The organism is Thermosynechococcus sp. NK55a (assembly GCF_000505665.1).
Taxonomy (GTDB): Bacteria; Cyanobacteriota; Cyanobacteriia; order Thermosynechococcales; family Thermosynechococcaceae; genus Thermosynechococcus.
Window position 1 is genome coordinate 659,765 of record NC_023033.1, and the last position, 22,074, is coordinate 681,838.

The following is a 22,074-nucleotide window of genomic DNA, read 5'->3' on the forward strand; positions in this document are numbered from 1 at the left end:
GAGGTTCAAGTATTAGGCTGCTAGGTGGGCAAAGGCGCGGCTCATTGCCCCTAAGGCCATATCAATCTCGGCAGCACGGACAATGAGAGGAGGGACAAAGCGTACCACCTTCGGCCCCGCCGGCACCAGCAATAGCCCCTCAGCAAGGGCAGCTTTGACGACTTCAGCAGCGGTGAGAGGGGTGTCGGGTTGGAGTTCAAGACCGTTGATCAGCCCCCAGCCGCGCACCTCGGCAATGAGTTGGGGATAGGTGGCCGCCAGGTCCTGTAGTCCTGTCCGCAGTTGCTGCCCGCGATCGCGCACATTTTCGAGGAGATTCTCTTTTTCCAGAGTTTCACAAACGGTGAGGGCTGCTGCCGTGGCCAAGGGGTTACCGCCAAAGGTACTGGCGTGATCCCCCGGCTGAAAGACGGCACAAAACTCCTTGGCAATCATGGCACCAATGGGAACGCCCCCGGCAAGGCCTTTGGCAGCGGTGAAAACATCCGGTTCGACACCGAGGGTTTCATAGCCCCACAGGGACCCCGTGCGACCCATGCCCACTTGCACTTCATCAAAAATCAGGAGAATGCCTTTTGCTGTGCAGAGTTGGCGTACCTGCTCAAAGTAGGCGCGATCGCCGGGGCGGACTCCCCCTTCCCCCTGCAAGGGCTCCAAAAGAATGGCTGCCACCTGCGGTTCCGGTTGATCCAAGGAGGCCACGAGGGCTTCTAGAGCACCTAAGTCGTTGTAGGGCACATAGGCAAAGCCGGGCACCAAGGGGTCAAAGTGTTTTTGGTATTTTGGTTGTCCCGTAGCGGTTATCGTCGCCAGGGTACGTCCGTGGAAGCTGGCCTGTGCTGTAATGATGATTGGGTTGGCAATGTGGCGAACGGTATGGGCATATTTACGGGCCAGTTTAATGGCCGCTTCGTTGGCTTCAGCACCAGAATTGCAGAAAAAGACGCGATCGCCACAGGAGTGAGCCACCAACCACTGCGCCAATGCCCCCTGTTGGGGAATGTAATACAGATTCGAAACGTGGTGCAGCGTTTGCATTTGGCGGCTGACCGCCTCCACTAAGGCTGGATGGGCATGGCCGAGGGTACAGGTGGCAATGCCCGCCACAAAGTCTAGATAGCTGCGGCCTTGATCATCCCAAACCCGACAGCCTTCACCGCCCACGAGCGCAATCGGAAAGCGGCTATAGGTGGTCATCACCACTTGGTCAAAGGCATCAGTACTGAAGGAGGTCGAGGGAGCAGCAACCATTGACTCTGGACCCAAAGCAAAAACTTCCTGCTATCTTAGCATCTCCCTATCGGTGTGGCAGGGCAGTTGGGGATCACCCTATAATTAGTGCTTATTGACCGCCAAGGATGGCTTCGGTACACTACACCTAGTATTAGCCATTGAATCCTAACCCTATGGTGCAAAATCCTCCCCGTCCCCAAACCAGCTTCCCCACTACAGCCCCCACAGCCTATCCCGTGTTTTACCGTACCTACAGCCGCCAAAATGAAGCGGGCGAGCGGGAGAGTTGGCCACAGGTGTGCGATCGCACCCTCAAAGGCCTACAGGAAGTGGGGCACCTCACCGAAGCGGAAGTGGCACTGCTGAGGGAAATGCAGCAGGAGCTGAAGGCCCTGCCCTCTGGCCGTTGGCTGTGGGTCGGCGGCACCGATTGGGTACGCCAGCCCGAGAACTTTTCCGGTGCCTACAACTGCACCAGCACCAATGTTGTGGATTGGGATTCCTTTGGCCTCATGATGGACTTGGCCATGCAAGGCTGTGGCACAGGGGCAATTCTGGAACCAAAATACATCTCTCAGTTACCTCCCATTTGCAATCGCCTAGAGGTCACCGTTATCGGCGCAATTGGTCAAACCCCCAGGGAAGCGCGTCAAGAGCACACCACCGTCACACTCACGGGGCAGACCTGCCAGATCAAAGTGGGGGATAGCCGCCAAGGCTGGGTGAAGTCTTACCAAACGCTTCTTGAACTAGCCAGCAACCCGCACCTCGGTGGTTCAGTTCAGGTCACGATTGACATCAGTGATGTGCGTCCGACAGGTGAGCGGCTCAAGGGGTTTGGCGGAGTGGCCAATCCAGTAAAGCTGCCAGACCTCTACCATCGCTGTGCTGTCCTGTTAAATGCCGCAGTGGGTCGGCAGTTGACCTCTGTGGAGTGCTGTCTGCTGATTGACGAGGCAGCCGTTGTCGTCGTTGCGGGTAATGTGAGGCGATCGGCGGGCATGCGTCAAGGCGCTAGTGACGATGAGGCCTTTGCCCAGGCCAAGCAAAACCTCTGGCAGCAGGATGAGCAGGGCAATTGGCGCATCGATCCCAAGCGGGATGCTCTACGAATGGCCAACCATACCCGTGTCTTCCACAGGAAGCCGAGTCTTGAAGAATGTATCAATGCGGTGCGAAGTCAGTTCTATTCTGGGGAAGGCGCTATTCAATGGGCAGGGGAGGCGATCGCCCGCGCCAACGCCGATCTTCTAACCACACCCCATCTGAAGCAGGCTTTTCTCCGTGCCTATGAAAATCAACAGGGGGACGCCTTTTTGCAGAAGCTCTTGCCTGCCATGGATCAGCGGGAGCTTGCCCATCGCCTTGGTCGCTATGGCCTCAATCCCTGTGGGGAAATTATTGGTGCGGATTTTCACTGTAACCTTGCAGAAATTCACCTCAATCAGATTGATCCAGCGGATACAGCCACCCAAGAAAAAGCCTTCAAAGCGGGTGCCCTCTCCGTTGCTGCCCTGTTAAACCATCGGTTTGTTGTTGAGCGCTATCAATACTCCCGTGCCATTGATCCCATCGTTGGCGTCAGCTTTACGGGACTCTTCGATTTCTTTGTCCATGCCTTTGGTGTGCCTTGGCTGGAATGGTGGGCCGCCGGACGCCCCGATACACCCCAAGGGCGCCAATTCAAAGCCCAAGAAGCCGCTTTCCTCCAACGCTGGCGGTGGATTGTCCATGAGGCCGTTTGGGAGTATTGCGATCGACATGGCCTCAAGCGCCCCAATCGCTGTACCACTGTCCAACCCTCCGGTACTAAATCCCTGCTGACGGGTGCCTCTCCCGGTTGGCATCCCCCAAAGGCCCAACGCTTTATTCGGCGGATTACCTTCCGCAAGGGCGACGCAGTGGCGATGGCTTGCTATGACTATGGCTACAATGTCATCCCCTCCCAGTCCGATAAGGATGAGACGGGTAAGCTTCTGGATGATCCCTTTGATCCGCGGTGTACCGAGTGGCTAGTGGAAATTCCCGTTGCTGTCTCTTGGGCAGATCTAGCGGGGGCAGACACGATTGATGTTAGCCAGTTTTCCGCCTTAGCGCAGTTTGACTTCTATATGCAGGTGCAGCAACATTACACCACCCACAACACCAGTGCCACCATTGAGCTACGGGAAGCCGAAGTGGAACCCCTTGCCACAGCAATTTACACGGCGATTCAGCAGGATCAAGGGTATATTTCTGCGGCACTCTTGGCACGCTTTGATGCCCATGAAACATTTCCCCGTCTGCCCTTTGAACCCATTAGCAAAGAACGCTATGAGCAGGAAATTGCTGCAGTTGCTCAGCGCAAGCGGGTCAATGATTTCCATGAAGCCCTCTCCCGCTATACCCAACCCCTGGCGGAGGCAGGGCCAGCCGGCTGTGACTCCGATAAGTGTTTGATGTCCTAAGAGAAGGGGGGCAAACTTGCCCCTCTATTTAGGCAACTTTGTAAACCAGTTCTTCTTGGCGCGATCGAGCTGACCTTGAACAAACCCCGAGACCATACTAAAGTCTGCTCCAGAAATGTCGGCACCAGTAAAGTTGGCTCCCGAGATCGAGGCATCCAGTAGTTTTGCCCCCTTCAAATTTGCCCTCTCAAAGTTGGCTTGCACCAGATAGGCACCGCAGAGATTGGCATCATTCAGGTTAGCTCCCTGAAAATTGGCTTCCCGCAAGACAGCATTGGCAAGAATACAGCCTTTCAAATCTGCATTGGTAAAATTGGCATTGGCAAAGTTAGCCCCCGCCAGATCCGCATTGCGGAGAACAACGTTGGAGAGATCGACATCGATAAAATCTCGCTCTCCCCGTTTATAGGCTGTGAGCACCTGTGCCGCTGTCATCCGTGGTGTGACTTTGGCACGGAGGTGTTGACCGGGGCCAGTTCCGACAACCGGTGGGCCTCCCAATTGGGTCCCTGTCATCCGTGATTGGCGCACTCGCGCCGCTTGGGCATTTTGACTCACCGATGAGGCATAACTGGAGCGCTTAGGTGCTTCAGGCACACGGGGGCGGCCTTGGGTCGGCGGGGTCGAAAGGGCATTGCTGAGGTCATCATCCTCTGCGGAAACAGTAGGAGCAGCGACACTAGCTGGTTGTTTGGACTCAAGTAGTTGCAGATCCGCAAGGACATCCATGGCGGTTTGGTAGCGATCTTTAACCGCATCCTGGAGCATTTTGTTAAGGAGAGCAGCAAACGCAGGGGAAATATTTTTGACGTAGCGCTGCCAATGCCATTCGCCCGTGCGCGGATCCCGTTCAATTTCCTTGGGGGATTTAGCAGTCAGTAAGTAGACACAGGTGACCCCGAGGGCATAAATGTCACTGGCATAGACCGGACGCATGGCCATTTGCTCTGGCGGCGCATACATGGGGGTTCCCACTGCGAAGTTGGTAAATGTGGATAGCTCCGGGGCATTTTCCACCATAGCCTGCGTAACTTTGTCTTTTACCGCCCCAAAGTCAATAAGCACCAACTTGTTATCAATATCACGGCGGATGAGATTAGCCGGCTTAATGTCGCGGTGAATGACACCATTGGTGTGTAGGTAATCAAGGATGGGGAGCACTTCCTGCAAAACCTGCTTTACCTCTTCTTCGCTTTTGGGGCCAAAGCGCTTGACCTCCTGTTGCAGGGTAAGGCCACCCACGTATTCTTGAATCAGGTAAAATTCATTTTCATTTTCAAAGTAGCCGAGCAGCCGAGGCAACTGTGGGTGATTGCCAACTTTACCCAAGGTGGTGGCTTCCCGCAAAAAAAGCTCCCGCGCCATCGCTATGATGTGGGGAGCTGTGGCTGCTGGTCGCAACTGTTTAATCACACAGGTGGGATTGCCAGGCAGTTGCGTATCAATGGCCAAAAAGGTAGCGCCGAACCCCCCTCGCCCTAGAACTTTAATTGCCTTGTATTGATTATTGAGTAAAAGTTTGCTGCCGCAGGCTTGGCAAACATCGACATTGTCAGGGTTGTCCGGTTTGGTACAGTTCGGATTTAGGCAGTAACTCATAAGCAGCCAAGAAGATGAACAGCACGTTCAACAAGGGGGGAAGGGAGATAGGGTGACCTGTTTTTTTGAAGTCAAAGCTTACAGAAAGATGCCCCCACCGCTAGCATAACTCAGTAGTTTTCACAAAATGACGCTGTTCTTTTACGATACTCTTTTTTCTTTGCCTCACCCTATCCGTGAAATTACGGAAGTTTGACAGGAAGCCTGTAGCCCTTTTCTAAAGTATTGGGATGCATAAGGAGAAAGCTGATCCTTTCCGGCAGGGGCTTTGACTGTTTTGAAGCTCTTCCAAGCTTGTGAAAAGAGCCTTTGCTATACTACAAGGGTAGCACTTCATCCTCCCTGGTGTGGCTTTGGCTATGACCCCGCTTGTGACAGCTAGTCCGAAGGACTTCCTATGCGATCGCCAGCAGGTTTTGGCCTGGCTAACGGCAAATGTACCTGCGCCACGACTACAGCACATCCTGAGGGTGGAAACAATGGCGGCGGAGCTAGCTCTACACCATGGCTTGGATGTGGATCGCGCTGCTTGGGCTGGATTACTGCATGATTTGGCGAAGTACTTTCCTCCAGAGCGATTGTTAAGTATGGCACAGGAGGCGGGGCTACCCATTACAGAGGTAGACGAAGCAGATCCCCATTTGCTCCATGCCGACATCAGTGCTTTGGTGGCGCGGCAGCAATTTGGTGTGACTGATGAGCAGGTCTTAGCAGCCATCGCCAATCACACCTTGGGTCAAGCCGGAATGGATGCCTTGAGTTGTGTCGTGTTTCTTGCGGATAGCTTGGAGCCAGGGCGGGGCCAGACGGTGGAGCTCGAGGAATTGCGCAAGGTGGCTCACCAAAATTTACAGGAGGCGGTGTGGCGAGTGTGCGATCGCACGCTGTTGTGGCTGATTGATCAGCATCGCTTAATTCATCCACGCATGCTCCTCACCCGCAATTGGGCAATGCAGGTGGCACCAGCAAAGCCGAAAAAGAGCGAAAGGAAAGCTACCGCCAAGGTTTAGAGGCATTGTTAACCTAGAAAGTAGGTTTAATCTTGGAGTTGCCCTATGAGCACCGCTGCAGCAACGGCTGTTCCCAGTATTTTCTCAGGTGAATTTGTTCAGGAAACACTGGCTTTAACCCGTCGCCTGTTTATCCAACTGCAACGGCGCCCTTCCACACTGGTGGCGGGGGTGGTACAACCCTTGATTTGGCTGGTCCTCTTTGGTGCCCTCTTCCAAAATGTGCCGCAGGGCCTCTTTGGCGAGAGCACGAGTTATGGTCAGTTTCTTTGCGCTGGCATTATTGTCTTTACGGCCTTTAGTGGTGCCCTCAATGCGGGGTTGCCGGTGATGTTTGACCGTGAATTTGGGTTTTTGAATCGGCTGTTGGTGGCACCGTTGGCTTCGCGGTTTTCAATTGTTCTCGCCTCGGCGTTGTTTATTACCACCCTAAGTCTGATTCAGGTGGTGGCGATCGCCAGCTTGGGGGCACTCCTAGGAACGGGGCTACCGAATTTAGCGGGTATTGGGGTTGTCTTGGCAACGGTGCTGATTTTGGTTTTCGGCGTAACGGCCTTGAGCCTCGGTCTTACCTTTGCCTTGCCGGGGCACATCGAATTGTTGGCCGTTATTTTTGTCATCAACCTACCGTTACTCTTTGCCAGTACCGCCTTGGTGCCCCTGTCGTTTATGCCTCGCTGGTTGCAGTGGATTGCTAGCCTCAACCCCCTCAGTTTGGCCATTGAACCAATTCGCTATGTCTATCTGCACCCCGATTGGCGGTTGAGCGATGTGGTGATGGTGGCTCCTTGGGGGTCACTGAGCTTGGGAGCGGCACTGCTAATCCTTTTGACTGTCGCCCTAGGAATGAGCCTACTGATCCAACCGCTATTACGGCGCCGCTTGGCCTAGACCACCCGCAATGTGAAGCCTTGGGTACACCACTCCCGCACATCCAAGCAAAACTCATTCCCTTCCGGTTCACTGCTGAGATCCCCTAGCAGACCGAGAACCAAGGCAAGACTATCCTCACCAGAAATTAGGAATGGCTCTGAATGGTTGGGGTGGCTACTCAGTTGACTAAAACGGCTCAGAGGACGGGGGCTGCTGATGATAAAGACCTTCAGCCATTGGCAAGGGCGATTCAGCGTCCAAGTATAGAGGGGAATATTCAAGCCGGGGGCAACTGCCAACTGCCACGACTGCGTTTGCAGCGGCAGCAGGAGCATCCCCTGACTGCTATCCCAGGCAAGGGCGACAATGTTGAGGGGGCGATCGCCATAGTTGTAGAGGCTCCAGCGGCAAGTATCTCCCTTGGCCAAGGTGAGGGGGCTGTGTAAATTCATGGCTGGCAGCTTGGTGCTCAGGACATCTGGAAGGGGATTGGGACTGCGGGGGGGGATTGGCGGCTCAAGAGTTTTGCCGTTGGCGATAGTTGTTCAAGAGTTGTACACACAGCCACCTGACTGGAGGTGGGATTGAGCGTTAGGGTCAGCCATTTCTGGGCCAGGAGGGCATTCAGTAGGGGGTTCAAGCGACGGATACCGGCTTTGGCGGCTTCATTGCTACCACTACAACTGTGTTCCAACAACGTCCCTACTGGCCACTCCAGCCCATAACTGCCCGCTGTCTCACTTTTGGTGAGAACCACATCCGGCAGGGAGTCACTGCTGTTGAGGACAGCAACTTTTTCTTCATTGGCCAGGGCATTGATGGCATCCACGCGCTCAATTTTGCTGAGGTTGGTGTCGAGGGCCACCTGCAGCTGGAGATTTTTCCCTAAACGCCGCTGTTGTTCATAGAGGCGATCGCCCACTTGCAGAGGCTGACTGCTGACTCCTTGGGCCAGCAGGCCATTAAAACTCGCCATGTCAACCACGGTGCCACCATCGGCAGTGCTCCAGCGACTGTGGGGATGACAGTAGGTCAACAGCCAAGGACTGAGGCCGCCACACCAGATTTGTAGGGAGCGATCGCGCCCTATTCCCTGCACTACACCATCAAATCCTGGGGATAGGGTGAGGTTCGCCGCTAACCCGTCGCTCACCAGACGCATTTCTGCCCCCGTTTGCCAGCGCAGTTCATCGGCTGTGTACATCAGGCTCGTTGCCAAGGGGCGATCGCCCCCCAAAGCCGCTAGATAATGGCTAAAACTAGCAGTAAAGAGTCCCATAGGGACACCATTCAGGTGTGTTTCTACCCCCAAATCAGCCCAGAGGAGATGATCTTTGGAAACTTCGCCTCTGCCACGGGTCTCTCCAGGGTGCAACGGGACAAATCGCCAACGCAACATCTCCCCCTCAATGGGGGGCGGGCTAAAGCGAGTGTCGAGCCATACCTGTACCCCTTTGGTACGCAGTAATTCAGCAAGAGGTAAGATGCCCTCACCGGATCTTGTGGCATCCGCCAAAACCAGCGCTGGTTGTTGCTGCCAGAGGGTGCCATAGCCACTAAAGTAAACCAAAAGGGGCTGACCAGAGCGCTCCAGCACCCCTAGGGTTTCTTGGACAGCATCCAGGGTTGCCGCCTGTTCCGTCAGTAGCGTAATGTCACTGTCCGCCAGCCCCCACCCGTCTAACAACAGGTTTTTCACTAGCTGAACATCCGTCAGACAACCCGCTAAGGGGGGCACACCGGCCAACTGGGGATAGTGGTTAATGCCAATCAGGAGTACTTGCCACGGACGAAGGGAGTCTGCCCAGGAGCCGCCTGCCGTTTGCCAAACCCACGGCATCAGTGTCAGTGCCGCAGCACCATACAAAAAAGAACGACGGCTTAACCGCATGCCTTACCTCCCAACAGACCCATCCTCAGGTTAGAGCACGGGCACAACAACACTTATGAATTAGGACTAGTTCTATTCTCAAAGGTTGTGGACTCAATTAGGTCCACAGCGAGCATAAAACATCAATTTTTCCTAAAGGCCTTCCCCCCGCACAATGAAGCGGACACGCTGGCTAATAGTTGTCGCATGGTCACCAATGCGCTCCAAGTTGCGAATCAGCAGCAGTAGGATCAAGCGCAGTTCCACCGGCTCTTGGGGATTCAAAGGGGCGCAAAGTCGCCCATAAAGGCGTTGGTAGTCGGCATCGACGGCATCATCGCAGTTGGCTAGGGCTACTCCCGCCTCAGGATCAAAATTGGCAATGGCGGATAGGGCGGCCGATAGCAACAGTTGCGCTCTCTCGAACATCAAGCGGACGTCTTCAAGATAAGGTGGAGGTGGGTACCGTAGCAGCGTTTGAGCAGCACGGCCAATTTCAAGGGCATCATCGCCGATGAGCGCTAGATCGCGACAGAAGTGGGAAAGCATGACCAAAAATCGCAGATCCTCTGCCACAGCGGCTTGCAATGTCAGCAGGGCGATCGCCTGGCGATTGAGTTCTTGAGCACTGCGGTTAATGTCTTGTTCCCTTTGGATCAACTGCTCAACACTGAGGAGATTTCGCTCAATCAGAGCACCATAGGCCAGTTGACAGGCACTTTCCACCAGTGCCCCTAGGCGCAGCAAGTCACTGCGCAGACGTTGTAGTTGCCGCTCAAAATGGGTGGCCACAGTCTCAGGCACCCACCCTTGCTCAAATAACTGTGCTCCCTAGTGTGCCAAAAAATGGGGTGAGTTGTGCCTTGGGCACAGCCGGAATCAATTGATGTATAAAATATAGGCATTTTGATTCTTGCATCCACTGGCGCGATCGCAACAGCGCAGCTGTATTGGCCTTAACTTCCAGGACCTCAATGGTTGGTTACCTCATTTCCCTTGGTATTTTCACTGCCACCTTTGCCCTCTTTAGCTTGGGGCTGAATTTGCACTGGGGCTATACGGGGCTAATTAACTTTGGCCATGTCGGCTTTTTGGCCATTGGTTCCTACACCACGATTTTGTTGGGGATTGCTGGCGTGCCGATGTTCTTTGCCGTCCTGGCTGGGGTGGTGCTGGCCATGGGACTAGGCTTTTTAATGGGGATTGCTACGCTGCGACTGCGGGAAGATTACCTGGCAATTGTGACCATCGGCATGGCGGAAATTGTCCGCCTGATTGCCCTCAATGAGGATTGGCTAACCCGAGGGGGTCGGGGAGTGTATGGGTTTCCGCTGCCCCTTGCTCAGTTCAATCCCAATATACCGACTAAGCTGGGGATGATAGCTCTTTTTTGGGCTGTGGTGGGGGGGGCTGCATGGCAGTGGTGGCAATGGTTACAGCGGCAGTATGGGCGATCGCACCCCGGCTGGTTACTCCCGAGCTATGCAGCGTTATTGATTGCCAGTACCCTCAGCCTTTGGGCAACGTTACTGCCTTTGAGCTTGGGACGGGGAATTGCCATTTTGCCTCTTGTGTTGACACTGGTGACCTTTGGTGGCGCGATCGCTCTCCTGGGCTACTATTGCCGTCCAGAAAGACGAGCGGTGCTTCCCATTGCCCTGAATACCTTGGCCGCTGCCTTGGTTGGTCTTGTGGTCAAAGCCCTCACCCTTGGCCTATGGGAGTTTAGTTACCGGGCTGGGCTATTGTGGCTTTTGGTCTTGGTTTTGGCTTTGGTGGTGTGGCAGTTAGAGCGTTGGATTCATTCCCCCTGGGGACGGGTACTCAAAGCAATCCGGGAAGATGAGGAAGTGGCCAAAGCTCTGGGCAAGGATGTCTTTGCCTACAAAATGCAATCGCTGTTGTTGGGGGGAGCGATCGCCGCGGTGGCAGGGTCTTTTTATGCCTGGCAGCTCACATTTATTAACCCCGATGGCTTTTTATCTCTGATTACATTTCAGGCGTGGACAATCGTGGTTTTAGGGGGGGCAGGCAACAACATGGGACCTCTCCTCGGTGCCGCCCTTTTTTGGGCCTACACTGCACTGACCCGCTTTATTCCCCTGGATGGCGGTCGCTTAGAGGCGCTGCGGATGATGCTCATTGGCCTTGTCCTCATTGTCTTGATGATGTGGCGACCCCAGGGTATCTTGGGCAAAAAGGAGGAACTTAGCCTTGGTCGATGAGCCTTCTCTCGCGCCCGTCTCTAGCGGTGTCAGTCAAGTCTTGCCCTCAGACCTCCTAGTGGCCACAGGACTATGCAAAAGTTTTGGTGGCATTCGCGCCGTCGATCATGCGGAAATTCGGGTTGCCCGTGGCAGTATTACTGGTCTCATTGGTCCAAACGGTGCCGGCAAAACCACCCTATTCAACCTCTTGTGCAACTTCCTTACGCCCGATCAAGGCCGTGTGATTTTTGATGGTGTCCCCATTAGCCATCTGCCAACCCACCAAGTTGCCCTTCAGGGACTCCTGCGCACCTTCCAAGTGCCGCGGGTACTCTCACGCCTATCGGTTCTCGAAAATATGCTCTTGGCAGCGCCTCTGCAAACTGGGGAGAAGTTGTGGAATAGCTGGCTTCAGCCCCTGCGCATTCGCCAAGAGGAACAGGAGCTGCAGCAACGGGCGTGGGCAATTTTAGAGTCTGTGGGGCTAGCAGCCAAGGCCAATGACTATGCGGGTGCATTGTCGGGAGGGCAGCGAAAACTCCTTGAAATGGCGCGAGTCATGATGCACCGTCCCCGCATGGTCCTCCTCGATGAGCCAGCCGCCGGCGTCAATCCGACCTTGATCAACCAAATTTGTGGGCATATTGGGCGCTGGAATCAGGAGGGCGTGACGTTTCTGATTATTGAACACAATATGGACGTGGTCATGTCCCTGTGTCAGCACATCTGGGTCTTAGCGGCGGGGAAAAATCTTGCTGACGGTCCTCCGAGTGAGATTCAAAGCAATCCTGAGGTCTTGAGAGCTTACCTTGGACAATAAACCTTGAATGATAAGTCCTTTGGGGTGGGTCAGTGGTTCTCGCCTCTATCGCTTCTCACGTGACGTTGCTCATGTTTTTTGGGGACAGCCCTCTTCGCAGCGATCGCCCACACTCAACACCCCGAAAGCCAATCAAGAATAGTCACGGATCACCCCCAAGGAAGGACAGCGCTGCTGATCCAACTGCTGAAGGTATTTGCGATCCCGATAGTAGTCACGGCGCAGTTGTTCAAGGAGTTGCAGCCCCTCTGGTACCACACTGGAAATATCGTCAATCTCAGTGTCGCTGTTGGTGAGTACTAGGTAGCGGCGTAGGTCTTCAGTGGCAGGAGATTCACTTAAAATCAAGGCAACAGTTTCCTGCCAAGACTGCAGGAGGTGGCGACAGCGCTTTTCAATGGCAATGCGCTCAAGGGCAGCGGCGGCGGCCTGGATGACTAGTTTGGGGCGATCGAGACTGCTGGCAGTAGTCTCATCTAAATGGAGTAGCGGCGTCAGCAGAGAAGCATCTTCTGCTTCATTGAGGCGATCAAAAAGATGACTGACCAAATCCAAGTCCGTCAGTGGTGTTCCGATCTCCGTGGGTGAATGCAGTGGCCATTCAGTGTTATAGGGATCATCGGGGGCAGGCAGGCCGGCACAGTGTTCTTCTTCAATGGCTAAGATCTGCCGCCACAGCCAACGGTGGTGGGAGAAGCTAAATTCAATATCCCGTGCTTGCAGCGTTTGCCGAATGAGGGGGCGATATTCGCCACAGTGGAGGTAGAGGCGCAGTAGCTGTTCTTCAGCTGCTTGACGCAAATTATAGTCCGCTGGACGTTGCCATTTTTGCGATCGCCCCTGCCAGCGGTGCCCCCGCACCTGTTGCCGCAGCGCCTCTTCAATACGGAGCGTCAAACGACTATCGTGGCGTCCCAATAGCTCAGCACAGTGGTGAATGTAGTGGCTGCGCAGGGTGGCGTTGGGAAGCTTCGCCAAAAGTTCACTGAGGGCTTGGCTGGCTTGCTGAAATTGATCCCCCTGCTCAAGATCGTACTGCTGCACAAGGGTCTGAATTTGCCAGTCCAGCCAAAGGGGGGCTTGATCCAACAGGCCTTGGTACGCTGCCTGCTGTGCCGCCAAGGTTGCCTCATCCCCTGTGAAAAAGTCCGCCGCATCCTTACCCGCTGGCAAGGTGAGAATCCGCAGTCGCAGATCCCCCCGATAGGCCAAATCCGCAGCCTCGCCAATGGCGCGATCGGCAGCCCGCTGTCCCGCCTGATCTGCATCAAAGTTGAGGATAATTTGCTTTGACTCGGTGTAGCGCAGTAGCAACTTAATTTGGGCTTGACTGAGGGCAGTCCCTAAACTGGCCACCGTCTGGGGAAATCCCGCCTGGTGCAGAACCATCACATCAAAGTAGCCCTCAACAACGATCGCCTGATCCCTTTGGGCAATCGCTTGCCGTGCCTTATCGAGGCCAAAGAGCAATTGCCCCTTTTTAAAGATCAGGGTCTCTGGGGAGTTGAGATACTTGGGCTCCTGGTTTCTCAGGGTGCGACCGCCAAAGCCTACTACCCGTCCCTGGGCATCCATAATTGGGATCATCAGGCGATCGCGAAAGCGGTCGTAGTAGCCATCCCCGTTGGACCGCGGCAGAATTAAGCCGGCCTGTTCCACAAGGGCAGGGGGATACCCCTTTTGCTCCACAAGATAAGTGTAAAGAACTTGCCACCCTGGGGGGGCATAGCCCAAGCGAAACTGCTGGATGGTTTCCTCCCTGAGCTGGCGCTGCCGCTGCAAATAGTCTTGGGCGTCTTGACCAACGGGTTGCCGCAGGGCGTGTTCATAGAAACGGGTGGCGATCGCCAGAATCTCGTAGAGTTGCTCTTGAAGGGACAGCCGCGCCTGTAGTGCTTGTTTTTGCTCACTATCGAGGGTGCGCACTGGAATCTGATGGCGTTGGGCAAGGTCGAGCACCACCTCAGTAAAGGAGCGCTTTTGCAGTTCCATCAGGAACTGAATTGCATTGCCGCCGGCACCACAGCCAAAACAGTAGTAAAAACCCTTTAGGGGGCTGACCGTAAAACTGGGGGTTTTCTCCTCATGAAACGGACAACAGCCAACATATTCTTGGCCGCGCTTGCGTAGGACAACGTGCTCGGCCACCAGATCAACAATGTTGACCGCTTGCCGCACAGCCTCAATTGTGTCGGGGTGTAGGGGAGGAATGTCCATAGACCATTAGTTTAGCCGATCCCCTAAATCAGAGATTCCCCTCCGGCAAATTCAACAATTCCTGAGCATGTTGCAAGCTCTTAACTCGAGCAGTCAAGGGCGATTCACCTTCGCTAGGATGTTGACGTTGCCCTTGTTGGGCGCAGAGGCAGGCTTTGAGGCCATAACCGTTGACATAGGGAGCCAATATTCATGAGTACCAGCCGCAAACGACTTGGTGTGTTCACCAGTGGCGGAGATTGCCCAGGTCTAAATACAGCTATCCGTGCCATTGTTGCCCATGCCACCTTAAGTTACGGTTGGGAGGTTCTTGGCATTCTCCACGCCACTCAGGGGCTAATTGAGCGGAAGGCGATCCCCCTCAATGCAGAAGGCCTCGGGGGCATGGATGTACTGCTCAACATGGGGGGAACCATTCTCGGGGCAATTAATAAGGGCGATACCCTTGGCCATGCCGATGAAGTGATTGCCGGGTACTATGAATTGGGCTTGGATGCCCTCATTGCCATTTGTGGCGATGGCAGCCTGAAAATTTTGCATCAACTGGCGCAAAAGGGAAACTGGAATTTTCTTGCAGTGCCGAAAACCATTGATAACGATGTCGCCTTGACCGATCGCGCCATTGGCTTTGATACCGCTGTCAACACTGTTGTCGAAGCTCTGAGTCGAATTACCTCCACCGCCGCTAGCCATGATCGTGTTTTTGTAGTGGAAGTGATGGGGCGCACCGCTGGTCACTTGGCTCTGTATTCGGGCATTGCCGGAGGCGCTGACATTATCCTGATTCCAGAAATTCCCTACTCCATTGAAGGCATTTGCCAACACCTCCAGAAGTTGCGCGATCGCTGGGGACGCAAGTTTGCCCTCATCGTCGTTGCTGAAGGCTCCAAGGAACTAGAGGAAGACGCCAACCATCCTCGTCATTGCAGTATTGGCCAGTATATTGCCGATAAAATTGCCCAGTACAGTCCCATCCCCATTGAGCTACGGGTTTCGGTGTTGGGGCACATTCAGCGGGGGGGCGCCCCGATGGCCATGGATCGACTGCTGGCAGCAGGCATGGGCAATACCGCTGTAGATTTGGCGGCTCAAGGGACGTTTGGCCGCATGGTGGCGTGGCAGGCGGGGCAAGTGGTGACGGTGCCCATTGCCGATGTTGTTGCTAAATCCCCGCGCCATGTGGATCCAAATAGCTTCTTGATTCGCACAGCTCAAGGATTGGGGATTTACGTTGGTGACAAGCCGATGCTGCCCTACGTAGATCCCACCCTCTGCCGTGATCAAGTGATTTGCGCGATCTAGAACCCCCTGAATCAGCAAACTAAGGAGTAGTCTGCAAGGGGCACGCCACTGAGGCTAAAAGCTCGCGCCGCGGTAATGCGGACACGCACCAGTTGTCCCCGTAGGGTCTCAATATCGCCAGGTAGGTACGTGAGGCGGTTACCATCGGTGCGGCCATAGACTTGCTGCGAATCCTTGGGATTCACCCCCTCCACCAGCACTACTTCTTCCCGTCCGAGATAGCGTTGGGAGCGATCGCCAGCAATCTTAGCCACTAAATGATTCAGCCGTTGGAGGCGATCCTCTTTAATTTCTTCTGGCACTTGATTCTGCCACGTGGCCGCTGGTGTATTGGGTCGCGGCGAATAGGCCGCCGTATTCAGTTGGTCAAACCCCACCACCGCCACCAGATCGAGGGTGCGCTGGAATTGTTCTTCTGTTTCACCGGGAAAACCAACAATGGCATCCGCACTAATGGCAGCATCCGGCATATAGCGGCGAATCGTTTCAATGATCTGTAAATAGCGCTCGCGAGTATAGCCCCGTGCCATTGCCTTGAGAATCTCGTTATCTCCCGACTGAAAGGGAATGTGGAAATGCTTACACACCTTGGGCAGCTCGGCACAAGCCCGAATCAATCGCTCCGTAAAATAACGGGGATGACTGGTGGCAAAGCGAATCCGTTCAATCCCAGGAACATCATGGATGTAATAAAGCAAATCGGTAAACGTGTGCTGTCGCCGGCCCTCTGGAGTAATTCCCGGCAAATCACGACCGTAGGCATCAATGTTTTGCCCAAGGAGTGTCACTTCTTTATAGCCTTGAGCTGCCAGCTCCTCAATTTCAGCGCGGATTGCCTCGGGGCGGCGGGATTGCTCTTGTCCCCGTACCCCCGGCACTACACAGTAGGTACAGCGTTCATTACAGCCATAAATCACGTTAACCCAAGCGGTAACCGTACTATCGCGCCGGGGTTTGGTAATGTCCTCAACAATCTGCAGCGGCTCTGTGGCCACCACTTGGCTGCCATTCCACACCTGCTCAAGCAGCTCACCCAGGCGATTGGCATACTGTGGCCCCATCACCAGATCCACTTCAGGAACTCGCCGCAGCAGTTGCTCCCCCTCCTGTTGAGCGACACAACCAGCGACAATCAGCGTTAGGTTGGGGTCTTGATGCTTGCGCTTAGCCTGCCGCCCTAGGTAGGAATAGAGCTTTTGCTCAGCGTTGTCCCGAATTGTGCAGGTGTTGTAGAGCAACACATCGGCCTCATCCGGTTCGGCGGCCAATTCTAGGCCCATCGCCTCCAAGACCCCGGCCATGCGCTCGGAGTCGGCTTTATTCATTTGGCAGCCAAAGGTGGTAATGTAGTAGCGGCGTGGCATTCCCTTGAGGCGCCCCTATACGTCGGTCACATCATTGGTGGGATTTGTGTTATCAGCACTACCCTCTTCAGGGGGAGCGGCCACTTTAACCATGGCATGGCGCAACACGCGATCGCCCAGCATATACCCCCGTTTGAGTTCTTCAATTACTGTGCCTTCGGGATGTTCATTGGTTGCCTCCCGCAGCACAGCCTCGTGGAGGTTGGGATCAAAGGGCTTGCCTTTGGCCTGCATCGCCGAAACGCCAATGCGCTTCAGGCACTCCACCAGTTGCTTGTAAACCCCCTGATAGCTGCGGTGAATTTTTTCTTCCGCCTCTGTTTCCGTTTGAATGTGGGTGCGGGCTAGCTCAAAGCTATCCACCACAGGCAGTAAATCAGCAATGACACTGCACTTAATCTGTAGCTCTAGCTCCTCTTTTTCCCGCTGCGTGCGTTTGCGGAAGTTCTCAAAGTCAGCGGCAAGGCGCATATATTGGCTATTGCGCTCCTCCACCATCTGCGAAAGACTAGCCTTGGCAGCTTCAAGGGCAGCAACTTTCTCTAGCAAGTCCGCTGCATCCGCAGAGGTTGCCTCAGATGCTTGACCCTCTTCGCCCGTGGTGGCTTCTGCGGGATTCTCAACATTCCCAACCGCATTCTCAACGGCGTCAGGGGTAATTTCCCCTTCTTGGGCTTCAGCAGCGGGGTTGGTTACGGTTTGATCACTCATAGCTTGACTCAGGTTATGCCCTCTAGACTGTGGATTGCGCACCGCAGTGCGTTTAACTCATGCAATCTTTTTAGCCTATCATCTTACCCATTGTATCAACAGGGGCGAGGCATCCGTCTATTAGGAGCTGCTCTACTACGGCTCTTTTCACAGGGCTGGCAGCCACCCCAACACCTAACCCAAAACCTCAGAGGTACTATGGGAGAAGGTCGCATCCATCTTTGATGCCTCCCCTATTTTAGGGCAAGGTCTTGACTGGTCTTGGCACTGAAAGATTCAGTTGCTCGTACCCTAAGGACTACGTTCTGGCCAAGTAAAGTTTAGGAGCAGGAGTTTTCGTTGATGTCCTTGCGCTCCATAAAATTCAGCCTAGGGCTAGCCTGCACATTGACAGTTGTAGCTCCAGTGCTAGCACAGACAGAGCCACCGCCACGGGAAAACTTCAATCCCTTTGGGGTGGATAATCCAGTCCTACAGCGAGCACGGAATTGGGCACGACAGGCGGCAGAGCGGGCAAATGGCGGGTTGAGTCGCTACCGCGCTGAAGCATCCATGTTTGGGCCTGCAAGTCAATCCCCCTACGTGGATAATGGTGATGGGACGTTTACCTTTCGTTTTCGAGGGGGGCCACCCGCGGAGCCACCAACCATTGAAAGTATTGTCACGGTGAACCCCGACCCAAGCAATCCAATGATTCGTATTGACTACAATGGCCCTATTCGGTCGGTGGCCCCTCCTCAACCGTTGCCAGAAATCCCATCCCCAAGCAATATGGGGAGCTTTTAGGGGTATCAGTGCATAGAGATTCGCCTATTCAGGAACTCGAAAATCTCTGGTACGCTACCCCTCGTCAGGAGATCGCTGCTGCGGTATGATAGGGGAAGGCTTCCTACCTCATCACCTCTAATAAATTTGTGTCTAGGAGAGTTCGCAATGACAACGGCTACCGCCACACCTGACTTGGACTACCATAGCGATCGCTACAAGGATGCCTACAGCCGCATCAACGCCATTGTCATTGAAGGCGAACAGAAAGCTTGCGATAACTATATTGATTTAGCCAAGCTGCTGCCCCAACACCAAGAGGAACTCACCCGCCTTGCCAAGATGGAAGCCCGCCACAAAAAGGGGTTTGAGGCCTGTGGTCGCAACCTGAATGTAACGCCAGATATGGGATTTGCCAAAGCGTTCTTTGAAAAATTGCACGGTAACTTTCAAGCAGCCCTGGCGGAGGGAAAAATTGCCACTTGTCTTCTGATTCAAGCTTTGATCATTGAATGCTTTGCGATCGCCGCCTACAACATCTACATCCCAATGGCGGATCCCTTTGCCCGTAAAATTACTGAGGGTGTTGTTAAGGACGAATATAGCCACCTCAACTTTGGTGAAATCTGGCTCAAGGAAAACTTTGAAAGCGTCAAAGCGGAGCTCGAAGAAGCCAATCGCGCCAATCTACCCTTGGTCTGGAAAATGCTCAACCAAGTGGAAGCCGATGCCAAAGTGCTCGGCATGGAAAAAGATGCCCTTGTGGAAGACTTCATGATTCAGTACAGCGGTGCCCTAGAAAATATCGGCTTTACCACCCGCGAAATTATGAAGATGTCGGTTTATGGCCTAACTGCGGCATAATGGTGACTTAATATATCGTTACATTTCAGTCACCGCACGCTTGTATGTTTGGATTAATTGGTCATCTGACGAATCTGGAGCACGCCCAAGCCGTTGCCCAGCAGTTGGGTTACCCCGAATATGCCGATCAAGGCTTGGAGTTTTGGTGTATGGCACCGCCGCAGATCGTCGATGAGATTACGGTGACGAGCATAACGGGCAAGACCATCTATGGCAAATACGTTGAGTCCTGCTTTTTACCAGAGATGCTGGCCAACCAGCGGGTGAAGGCAGCGACTCGCAAAATCATTAACGCCATGGCCCATGCCCAAAAGCACAACATTGACATTACGGCCTTGGGGGGCTTCTCCTCAATCATCTTTGAGAACTTTGATCTAGAGAAAATCTCCCACGTTCGCAACATTGAGCTGGACTTTCGCCGCTTTACAACGGGGAATACCCACACCGCCTATATCATCTGCCAACAAATTGAGCAGGCGGCGCCCCAAGTGGGAATTGATTTGCGGCAGGCCACCGTGGCTGTTTGTGGAGCTACGGGGGATATTGGTAGTGCCGTCTGCCGTTGGTTGAATACCTGTTTGGATGTGCCAGATCTCTTACTGGTCGCACGGAATCGCGATCGCCTGCTGGAGCTACAGGCGGAATTGGGACGGGGGAAAATCCTTGACTTGATGGAGGCGCTGCCCCTTGCCGATATTGTGGTTTGGGTGGCCAGTATGCCCAAGGGAGTTGAGCTGAGCATTGAGCAGTTAAAGCGTCCCTCCCTGATGATTGATGGCGGTTACCCCAAAAATATGGCCACCAAAATTCAGCACCCCCAGATTCATGTTCTCAGTGGTGGCATTGTCGAGCACGCCCTAGACATTGACTGGAAAATTATGGAAATTGTGAATATGGATGTGCCCTCGCGGCAGATGTTTGCCTGTTTTGCAGAGGCTATGCTTTTAGAGTTCGAGGGCTGGCACACCAATTTCTCTTGGGGGCGCAATCAAATCACTGTGGAAAAGATGCAGCAAATTGGTGAGGTCTCCCGTAAACACGGATTTAAGCCACTCCTGTTGAACCCTCAGTAAAACCAAAAGGAACCCACTCGCCTATGGCAAACGAACGTCGCACGCTTCTGTTGGAGTTTGAAAAGCCCCTCGTGGAGCTAGAAGCCCAAATTCAGCAGGTGCGGGATAAGTCTTCGGAGTTTGGTGTTGATGTCTCAGAGCAAATCCGTGAATTGGAGGAGCGCGCCAGGCAACTGCGCTATGAAATTTTTAGTAAGCTGACACCGGGACAAACCCTTCAGGTGGCTCGCCATCCGCGCCGTCCCAGCACGTTGGATTACATCCAAGCCATTAGTGAAGAGTGGATCGAACTTCATGGCGATCGCCGGGGCAGTGATGATCCCGCCATTGTCGGTGGTATCGGTCGGCTCAATGATCAACCGGTCGTGATGCTAGGGCAGCAAAAGGGTCGCGACACCAAAGATAATGTGGCTCGCAATTTTGGCATGGCCTCCCCCGGGGGCTATCGCAAAGCCCTGCGTCTGATGGAGCATGCCAACCGCTTTCAGATGCCCATCCTCACCTTCATTGATACACCGGCGGCTTGGGCGGGGGTGGAGGCGGAAAAGTTTGGCCAAGGGGAAGCCATTGCCTACAATCTACGGGAGATGTTCCGCTTTGAGGTGCCAATCATCTGTACTGTGATTGGCGAAGGTGGGTCTGGTGGTGCTTTGGCCATTGGGGTGGGCGATCGCCTGCTGATGTTTGAACACGCCGTCTATAGTGTGGCGCCGCCGGAGGCCTGTGCAGCAATTCTCTGGCGCGATGCCCAAAAGGCGCCCCAAGCAGCGGAAGCTCTGAAAATCACGGCTCGCGACCTGCTGAAGCTAGGGATTGTTGATGAAATTGTGCCCGAACCCGTTGGTGCTGCCCATAGCAACCCCGTAGAAGCAGCAGAAAATCTCAAGGCAGCTCTCCTGCGAAATTTGGCGGAAGTGCAAGCCCTCAGCAGTAGTGAACGGCGGGAGTTGCGCTATCAGAAGTTTCGGCGCATGGGTGTCTTTGCTGAAGCGGTATGACCCAACAAGTCCTAATCACCGGAGCCAGTAGTGGCATTGGGGCAGCCACGGCCATTGCCTTTGCCCAAGCGGGATTTAATGTGGTGCTCTTGGGGCGATCGCCCGCCAAACTGGCCGCTGTCCATGCCCAGGTGGTGGCCTATGGCGTTCAAGCCCACACATTTAGTGTGGATTTCAGTGATCCAGAACCCCTGCGATCGCGCCTTGATGAGATTCTCAGTAGTGTTGGCGATGTCCATGTACTGGTGAATAATGCAGGGATGGCAAGAACCGCTCCCCTCATTGATCAACCCTTGGCGGACTGGCAGCAAATCCTGAACGTCAACCTCACCAGTGCCCTCATCTGCTCCCAAGCGGTACTGCCGCAACTACGATCTCGCCAGTGCGGTACGATAGTCAATGTTGTTTCAATTGCTGGACGCCAAGTTTTTCCCGACTGGGGCGCCTACTGTGTCTCGAAGTTTGCCCTCATGGCCTTGACCAAAACGATGGCGGCTGAAGAACGCGCCCACGGTATCCGCGTGATTGCCATCTGTCCCGGCGCCGTTGACACCCCCATTTGGGAAGACGTAGCAGGAGACTTTGACCGCACGGGGATGCTCAGCCCCGAACACATTGCTAACACCATTTTGTACACGACTCAATTGCCGCAAACGGCTTTTGTGGAAGAGCTAGTGGTCATGCCCCTCGGCGGAACCCTCTAGACTCCACCTTGTCCTTT

General features: G+C 54.2%; 19 protein-coding genes. 11 read left to right on the forward strand and 8 right to left on the reverse strand.

The features are described 5' to 3' along the window. Nucleotides 1-12: 12 nt before the first annotated feature. Entirely contained in the window at nucleotides 13-1,251 is a 1,239-nt protein-coding gene (locus tag NK55_RS03205) for an aspartate aminotransferase family protein (protein WP_024124382.1), read from the reverse strand. Between the two features lie 155 nt (nucleotides 1,252-1,406). Here NK55_RS03205 and nrdJ point away from each other — a divergent pair, with 155 nt between their 5' ends. Next, complete coding sequence (gene nrdJ, locus NK55_RS03210; protein WP_024124383.1) at nucleotides 1,407-3,680, forward strand: ribonucleoside-triphosphate reductase, adenosylcobalamin-dependent; 2,274 nt, start codon at nucleotides 1,407-1,409, stop codon at nucleotides 3,678-3,680. A 24-nt stretch (nucleotides 3,681-3,704) separates the two neighbouring features. Here the strand turns inward: nrdJ and NK55_RS03215 are convergent, their stop codons facing one another. After that, nucleotides 3,705-5,279, reverse strand: coding sequence for a serine/threonine-protein kinase (locus tag NK55_RS03215; protein ID WP_024124384.1), 1,575 nt, complete (start codon nucleotides 5,277-5,279; stop codon nucleotides 3,705-3,707). A 359-nt stretch (nucleotides 5,280-5,638) separates the two neighbouring features. Here NK55_RS03215 and yqeK point away from each other — a divergent pair, with 359 nt between their 5' ends. Continuing rightward, nucleotides 5,639-6,289 carry a bis(5'-nucleosyl)-tetraphosphatase (symmetrical) YqeK gene (gene yqeK, locus NK55_RS03220; protein ID WP_024124385.1) on the forward strand — a complete coding sequence of 217 codons (651 nt, stop codon included), beginning with the start codon at nucleotides 5,639-5,641 and terminating at the stop codon, nucleotides 6,287-6,289. Nucleotides 6,290-6,334: 45 nt separating this feature from the next. Beyond that, nucleotides 6,335-7,180 (forward strand): ABC transporter permease, encoded by an 846-nt coding sequence (locus NK55_RS03225; protein WP_024124386.1) that lies wholly within the window; start codon nucleotides 6,335-6,337, stop codon nucleotides 7,178-7,180. Here NK55_RS03225 and NK55_RS13435 read toward each other — a convergent pair. The 3 genes from NK55_RS13435 to phoU all read right to left on the reverse strand — a co-directional run bounded on the left by NK55_RS13435 (nucleotide 7,177) and on the right by phoU (nucleotide 9,836). Beyond that, on the reverse strand, nucleotides 7,177-7,614 hold the full coding sequence (locus NK55_RS13435; protein ID WP_041429034.1) for a hypothetical protein: 438 nt from the start codon (nucleotides 7,612-7,614) through the stop codon (nucleotides 7,177-7,179). The two genes, NK55_RS03225 and NK55_RS13435, sit on opposite strands and share 4 nt — an antisense overlap. 17 nt (nucleotides 7,615-7,631) lie before the next feature. Next, entirely contained in the window at nucleotides 7,632-9,053 is a 1,422-nt protein-coding gene (locus tag NK55_RS03235; RefSeq protein ID WP_041429035.1) for a caspase family protein, read from the reverse strand. 132 nt (nucleotides 9,054-9,185) lie between these two features. Then, a complete protein-coding gene (phoU, locus tag NK55_RS03240) occupies nucleotides 9,186-9,836 on the reverse strand; it encodes a phosphate signaling complex protein PhoU (protein WP_024124387.1) in 651 nt (216 codons plus the stop codon). 170 nt (nucleotides 9,837-10,006) lie between these two features. On the opposite strand from phoU, the gene NK55_RS03245 reads away from it, so the two are divergent. Together NK55_RS03245 and NK55_RS03250 are read left to right on the forward strand one after the other, a co-directional pair. Next, nucleotides 10,007-11,257, forward strand: a complete 1,251-nt coding sequence (locus NK55_RS03245; RefSeq protein WP_024124388.1) for a branched-chain amino acid ABC transporter permease — start codon at nucleotides 10,007-10,009, stop codon at nucleotides 11,255-11,257. A gap of 58 nt (nucleotides 11,258-11,315) precedes the next feature. Next, a complete protein-coding gene (locus tag NK55_RS03250; protein WP_157869767.1) occupies nucleotides 11,316-12,059 on the forward strand; it encodes an ABC transporter ATP-binding protein in 744 nt (247 codons plus the stop codon). 132 nt (nucleotides 12,060-12,191) lie between these two features. Here NK55_RS03250 and dnaG read toward each other — a convergent pair whose 3' ends face one another. Continuing rightward, nucleotides 12,192-14,276: a DNA primase gene (gene dnaG / locus NK55_RS03255; RefSeq protein WP_024124390.1), complete on the reverse strand. Its 2,085-nt coding sequence runs from the start codon at nucleotides 14,274-14,276 to the stop codon at nucleotides 12,192-12,194. A gap of 192 nt (nucleotides 14,277-14,468) precedes the next feature. On the opposite strand from dnaG, the gene NK55_RS03260 reads away from it, so the two are divergent. Beyond that, nucleotides 14,469-15,578 carry an ATP-dependent 6-phosphofructokinase gene (locus NK55_RS03260; RefSeq protein WP_024124391.1) on the forward strand — a complete coding sequence of 370 codons (1,110 nt, stop codon included), beginning with the start codon at nucleotides 14,469-14,471 and terminating at the stop codon, nucleotides 15,576-15,578. Between the two features lie 11 nt (nucleotides 15,579-15,589). Here NK55_RS03260 and miaB read toward each other — a convergent pair whose 3' ends face one another. Continuing rightward, on the reverse strand, nucleotides 15,590-16,942 hold the full coding sequence (gene miaB / locus NK55_RS03265) for a tRNA (N6-isopentenyl adenosine(37)-C2)-methylthiotransferase MiaB (RefSeq protein ID WP_024124392.1): 1,353 nt from the start codon (nucleotides 16,940-16,942) through the stop codon (nucleotides 15,590-15,592). Nucleotides 16,943-16,957: 15 nt separating this feature from the next. Further along, nucleotides 16,958-17,653, reverse strand: coding sequence for a nucleotide exchange factor GrpE (gene grpE / locus NK55_RS03270; RefSeq protein WP_024124393.1), 696 nt, complete (start codon nucleotides 17,651-17,653; stop codon nucleotides 16,958-16,960). A gap of 387 nt (nucleotides 17,654-18,040) precedes the next feature. Here grpE and NK55_RS03275 point away from each other — a divergent pair, with 387 nt between their 5' ends. The 5 genes from NK55_RS03275 to NK55_RS03295 all read left to right on the forward strand — a co-directional run bounded on the left by NK55_RS03275 (nucleotide 18,041) and on the right by NK55_RS03295 (nucleotide 22,057). Next, on the forward strand, nucleotides 18,041-18,439 hold the full coding sequence (locus NK55_RS03275) for a hypothetical protein (RefSeq protein WP_200865513.1): 399 nt from the start codon (nucleotides 18,041-18,043) through the stop codon (nucleotides 18,437-18,439). A 147-nt stretch (nucleotides 18,440-18,586) separates the two neighbouring features. Then, the gene (locus tag NK55_RS03280; protein ID WP_024124395.1) at nucleotides 18,587-19,282 is read left to right on the forward strand and encodes an aldehyde oxygenase (deformylating); all 696 of its coding nucleotides are present in this window, start codon (nucleotides 18,587-18,589) and stop codon (nucleotides 19,280-19,282) included. A 44-nt stretch (nucleotides 19,283-19,326) separates the two neighbouring features. Then, nucleotides 19,327-20,355 carry a long-chain acyl-[acyl-carrier-protein] reductase gene (locus tag NK55_RS03285; protein ID WP_024124396.1) on the forward strand — a complete coding sequence of 343 codons (1,029 nt, stop codon included), beginning with the start codon at nucleotides 19,327-19,329 and terminating at the stop codon, nucleotides 20,353-20,355. A gap of 23 nt (nucleotides 20,356-20,378) precedes the next feature. Further along, a complete protein-coding gene (locus NK55_RS03290; RefSeq protein WP_024124397.1) occupies nucleotides 20,379-21,353 on the forward strand; it encodes an acetyl-CoA carboxylase carboxyltransferase subunit alpha in 975 nt (324 codons plus the stop codon). Next, complete coding sequence (locus tag NK55_RS03295) at nucleotides 21,350-22,057, forward strand: SDR family oxidoreductase (RefSeq protein WP_024124398.1); 708 nt, start codon at nucleotides 21,350-21,352, stop codon at nucleotides 22,055-22,057. Before NK55_RS03290 ends, NK55_RS03295 begins: the two co-directional genes overlap by 4 nt. Nucleotides 22,058-22,074 lie beyond the last annotated feature (17 nt).

Bases quoted from the DNA above. Each gene is read 5' to 3' on its own strand.
- NK55_RS03260 (WP_024124391.1), top strand. From the start codon at position 14,469: ATGAGTACCAGCCGCAAACGACTTGGTGTGTTCACCAGTGGCGGAGAT.
- miaB (WP_024124392.1), bottom strand. From the start codon at position 16,942: ATGCCACGCCGCTACTACATTACCACCTTTGGCTGCCAAATGAATAAA.
- NK55_RS03225 (WP_024124386.1), top strand. From the start codon at position 6,335: ATGAGCACCGCTGCAGCAACGGCTGTTCCCAGTATTTTCTCAGGTGAA.
- NK55_RS03205 (WP_024124382.1), bottom strand. From the start codon at position 1,251: ATGGTTGCTGCTCCCTCGACCTCCTTCAGTACTGATGCCTTTGACCAA.
- nrdJ (WP_024124383.1), top strand. From the start codon at position 1,407: ATGGTGCAAAATCCTCCCCGTCCCCAAACCAGCTTCCCCACTACAGCC.
- NK55_RS03290 (WP_024124397.1), top strand. From the start codon at position 20,379: ATGGCAAACGAACGTCGCACGCTTCTGTTGGAGTTTGAAAAGCCCCTC.
- NK55_RS03295 (WP_024124398.1), top strand. From the start codon at position 21,350: ATGACCCAACAAGTCCTAATCACCGGAGCCAGTAGTGGCATTGGGGCA.
- dnaG (WP_024124390.1), bottom strand. From the start codon at position 14,276: ATGGACATTCCTCCCCTACACCCCGACACAATTGAGGCTGTGCGGCAA.
- NK55_RS03280 (WP_024124395.1), top strand. From the start codon at position 18,587: ATGACAACGGCTACCGCCACACCTGACTTGGACTACCATAGCGATCGC.
- NK55_RS03285 (WP_024124396.1), top strand. From the start codon at position 19,327: ATGTTTGGATTAATTGGTCATCTGACGAATCTGGAGCACGCCCAAGCC.
- grpE (WP_024124393.1), bottom strand. From the start codon at position 17,653: ATGAGTGATCAAACCGTAACCAACCCCGCTGCTGAAGCCCAAGAAGGG.
- NK55_RS03235 (WP_041429035.1), bottom strand. From the start codon at position 9,053: ATGCGGTTAAGCCGTCGTTCTTTTTTGTATGGTGCTGCGGCACTGACA.
- NK55_RS03245 (WP_024124388.1), top strand. From the start codon at position 10,007: ATGGTTGGTTACCTCATTTCCCTTGGTATTTTCACTGCCACCTTTGCC.
- NK55_RS03215 (WP_024124384.1), bottom strand. From the start codon at position 5,279: ATGAGTTACTGCCTAAATCCGAACTGTACCAAACCGGACAACCCTGAC.
- NK55_RS13435 (WP_041429034.1), bottom strand. From the start codon at position 7,614: ATGAATTTACACAGCCCCCTCACCTTGGCCAAGGGAGATACTTGCCGC.
- yqeK (WP_024124385.1), top strand. From the start codon at position 5,639: ATGACCCCGCTTGTGACAGCTAGTCCGAAGGACTTCCTATGCGATCGC.